Here is a 3,701-nt window from a genome sequence, read left to right as displayed (position 1 = left end):
CTCGCCGTCGGGCGCCGGGGGTCCCGGCCAGCCCAGCCCGCCCTCGCGAGCGGCGTCCTGGCTGTGGGCCCCGGGCGTGCGCTCCGGGCGGGCGGCCCGGGCCCCGCTCACGAGCGGGTGCGGAGCGGCGCCCTCCGGCGCTGCATGCTTACCCACGGTGATCTCCGGCGGGGGCAGTCGTGCACGTCATGGGGGCATGGAAGCACGCCGACCCGCCGTTCGTCACGGGTAGCGCGCTCCCGGACCGACCGACGAGCCGATGACGCAGTGTGACGGGTCAGCTGACCCCGGCGTAGCTGTGCAGGCCGGTCGACACCATGTTGACGAAGGTCAGGTTGAAGATCATGACCCCGAGACCGACGACGTTGACCCATGCGGCGGGCTTGCCGCGCCAGCCGGCCGTGGTCCGTGCGTGCAGGTAGGCGGCGTAGACCACCCAGGCGATGAAGGCCCACGTCTCCTTGGGGTCCCAGCCCCAGAAGCGGCCCCAGGCGGCCTCGGCCCAGACGGCCCCCGCGATGACGGCGAAGGTCCAGATCGGGAAGCCGAAGACGGCCGTGCGGTGGGCGACCCGGTCCAGCGCCGCGGCGCCGGGGAGGCGGGCGAGGATGCCTTCCTGCGACGCCTCACCGGAGGCCACCCGGGCGTCGTGCCGGGTCTTCAGCAGGTAGAGGACGCTGGCGATCCCGCTGACGACGAACACGCCGAAGCCGATGACCGCGGTGCTGACGTGGATCGCCAGCCAGTACGACCGCAGCGCGGCGACCACCGGGCCGGCCTCGGCGTAGAGGCGCAGGCCGATGGCGACGAGGGAGAGCACGACCGGCGCCAGCACGAACAGGCCGATGTGCCGTAGTCCGGGCGCGCGCAGGGCGAAGACCAGGTAGACGACGACCGCGACGAGCACGGTGGCCGTCGAGAACTCGTACATGTTGCCCCAGGGCAACCTGTCGGTCGCCAGGCCGCGGGCGACCAGCACGCCGGTGTGGGCCAGCGCGCCGAGCGCCGTCAGACCGATGGCGATCGCGCCCCAGCGCCGTCCGCGGGAGTCCTCGGCCGGGGCCGGGGCCGGCGCGGCGGCCGGCCCGGCCGGACCACCGGCACCGACGAGCTCGCGCGCCGGTGCCGGACGCCGTCCGAACGCCAACTGCGCGCAGAAGGCCACGACGGCGAGCGAGTACAACGCCACGGAGACCGAGAAGAGGCTGTCCGACAGTGCGGCCAGCGAGTCAGGAGTCACGCGGGTGTCCCTCCGGTTCGGATGTGCGGGCGCGCTCGGCGAGCGCTGCGCGCAGGTCGTCGGCCATGGCGGCGAACCGGGGCGCGTTCTCACCGCTGCCCCGGGTGAGCGAGGCCAGCGCGAGCACGGTACCGCCGTCGCCGGCACCGGCCGGGACCCGGGCGAAGACCCGCTCCCGGCGGAGCAGCAGCATCCCGAGCAGGCCCGCGAGCATGGCGACCGCCGCGGCCAGCACCCACGTCTGCCCAGGGTCGTGGGAGTACTGCAGGGCGGCGAACTCGCGGAAGCCGGTGAAGGTCACCGTCGTCCCGTCGGGGAGCGTCATCGACTCGCCGGCCGAGAGGTTCGCGGCGCCGACCTCGGTCAGGCGGCCGCGATCGATCTGGCCGGCGTCGAGGGAGTAGACCGACTGCGGGATCCCGGAGTCCAGACCGAGGTAGCCCTGGTAGGCGACCAGCGCCACCTGCGGCGCGAGGGGCTGCGGGTTGACCGAGGTGAGGATGCCGCCCTGGACCAGCCCGGTGGGGGCGAAGAACCCCTCCAGGGCGAGCTGGTCGTCGCCGTCCCCGAGGTCGGGCACCTTCAGCGCGCCCTGGCTGGCCATCGTCGACTGGTCCGACGGCAGGAACGGCACGGAGACGTCGGTCAGGGCCGTGCCGTCGGGCCGGGTCACGCTGAACGTCGGGCTGAACCCGTGGCCGGTCACGTAGATCCGGTCGCCGTCCAGGCGCAGGGGCTCGTTGACACCGATGGTGGTCGCCCGGCCGTCCTCGCCGGGGCCGCCGTAGCGGATGTCCGCGGTGAACGAGGCGGCGGTCAGGTCCTCCTCGTACTCGGCGCGGAAGTCCTCGAGGTCGACGCAGAGCGGGGTCAGGTCGCCGCTGTCGACGAGCGGGCCGGCCGAGTGCGTGTCGTACTGCTGGAAGGAGTTGCAGAAGCCCTGGCCCTCCGTGACCAGGATGCTGCCCTCGTAGCCCCAGAGCTTGCCGCCGGCCAGGCCCAGGAGCAGCGCCACCAGGGAGAGGTGGAACAGCAGGTTGCCGGTCTCCTTGAGGTAGCCCTTCTCGGCGGAGAGTTCGGGCCCGTGCACGCCGTTCCGCCGGACGACGCGGAACTTCCGGACCCGCAGCTCCTCCTCGACCACGTCGAGCGACTGCCCGCCCGGGAGCGGGGTCGCGACCTCGCCGGAGTCCCGCAGCCGCAGGAGGTGCCTGGGGGCCGGCGGCGGGGCGGCGCGGAGGTTGCGGGCGTGCTCGAGCCCGCGCGGCAGCACGCAACCGATCAGCGAGATGAACAGCAGCAGGTAGATCGCGGCGAACCAGGGCGAGCTGAAGACGTCGAACAGGTAGAGCCGGTCGAGGAACGGGGCGAGCGTGGGGTGGTCGGCGAAGTACCCGTTGACGTTGTTCTGCGACAGCGACCGCTGCGGCAGCAGCGATCCCGGGACGGCGGCGAGCGCGAGCAGGAACAGCAGGACGATCGCCGTCCGCATCGCGGTGAGCCGCCGCCACCAGCGGAGGAGGAGACCCACGCCCCGCCGCGGGACCGAAGGAGGCGGAGCAGCTACCCCGGGAGCCGGAGGCGCGGTCACCGTCACAGCGCCGAGTCCCCGAACCCGGTCGCGGCCAGCCACGACCGCAGCCACTGCATCATCTCGGTCCAGGCGCCGGTGAGCAGCAGCAGCCCGACCAGCACCAGCACAGCCCCGCCGACGCGGGTCACGGTCTGCGCGTGCCGGCGGAGGAACGACGTCGCGCCCATCGCCCAGCGCGCCCCGAGCGCCACGAGCACGAAGGGGACGCCCAGGCCCAGGCAGTAGGCGACGCCGAGCACCGCGCCGCGGGTCGCGGTCGCCTCGGAGAAGGCCAGGGAGTAGACCGCCGACAGGGTCGGCCCGAGGCACGGCGTCCAGCCGAGGCCGAAGACGATGCCCAGCAGCGGCGCCCCGGCCAGGCCGGCGGCCGGCCGCGCGGTGATCCGCTTGGTGCGCTGGAGCAACGGCAGCCAGCCGAGGAAGCCCAGGCCGACCAGGACGGTGACCACGCCGAAGACCCGGTTGAGGACGTCGGCGTGCTCGAGCATCAGCCGGCCCAGCCCGCCGAAGGCCGCGCCGAACGCGACGAAGACGAGGGTGAAGCCGAGCACGAACAGCAGGGCGCCGAGCACCATGCGCGCCCGCGGGGTCACCTCGGTGCGCACCGCTGTCGCCGTCCCTCCGGAGCGACCGGCCGGCGCCGTGACGGCGCCGGACCCGACCAGCCCGGTGACGTAGGACAGGTAGCCCGGGACGAGCGGCAGGACGCAGGGGGAGGCGAAGCTGATGAGCCCGACGAGCGCGGCGACCGCGGCGGCGACGAGCAGCGGGCCGTCCGTGACCAGGCCCGCGAAGGTCTCTCCCATCGTCAGCCCTCCTCCAGCACGAGGTCGATCACGCGACGCAGGTCGTCCTGGGAGATCTCGC

The 3,701-nt window shown here is 73.8% G+C and carries 3 protein-coding genes; all 3 read right to left on the bottom strand.

Annotation, left to right across the window (positions count from 1 at the left end; all coding sequences use genetic code 11):
- Window positions 1–277 precede the first annotated feature (277 nt).
- On the bottom strand, window positions 278–1,240 hold the full coding sequence (gene ccsB, locus E4P40_RS26915; protein WP_135161363.1) for a c-type cytochrome biogenesis protein CcsB: 963 nt from the start codon (window positions 1,238–1,240) through the stop codon (window positions 278–280).
- Window positions 1,230–2,771 carry a cytochrome c biogenesis protein ResB gene (locus tag E4P40_RS26910; RefSeq protein WP_245160620.1) on the bottom strand — a complete coding sequence of 514 codons (1,542 nt, stop codon included), beginning with the start codon at window positions 2,769–2,771 and terminating at the stop codon, window positions 1,230–1,232. Before E4P40_RS26910 ends, ccsB begins: the two co-directional genes overlap by 11 nt.
- 62 nt (window positions 2,772–2,833) lie before the next feature.
- Window positions 2,834–3,640, bottom strand: a complete 807-nt coding sequence (locus E4P40_RS26905) for a cytochrome c biogenesis protein CcdA (protein ID WP_135161361.1) — start codon at window positions 3,638–3,640, stop codon at window positions 2,834–2,836.
- Between the last annotated feature and the right edge of the window lie 61 nt (window positions 3,641–3,701).

The sequence above is a fragment of the Blastococcus sp. CT_GayMR20 genome (assembly GCF_004570345.1).
The sequence above is the reverse complement of the archived record's forward strand: the minus strand, read 5'-3'. Positions and strand labels throughout refer to the sequence as shown.

Bases quoted from the DNA above. Each gene is read 5' to 3' on its own strand.
- E4P40_RS26905 (WP_135161361.1), bottom strand. From the start codon at position 3,640: ATGGGAGAGACCTTCGCGGGCCTGGTCACGGACGGCCCGCTGCTCGTC.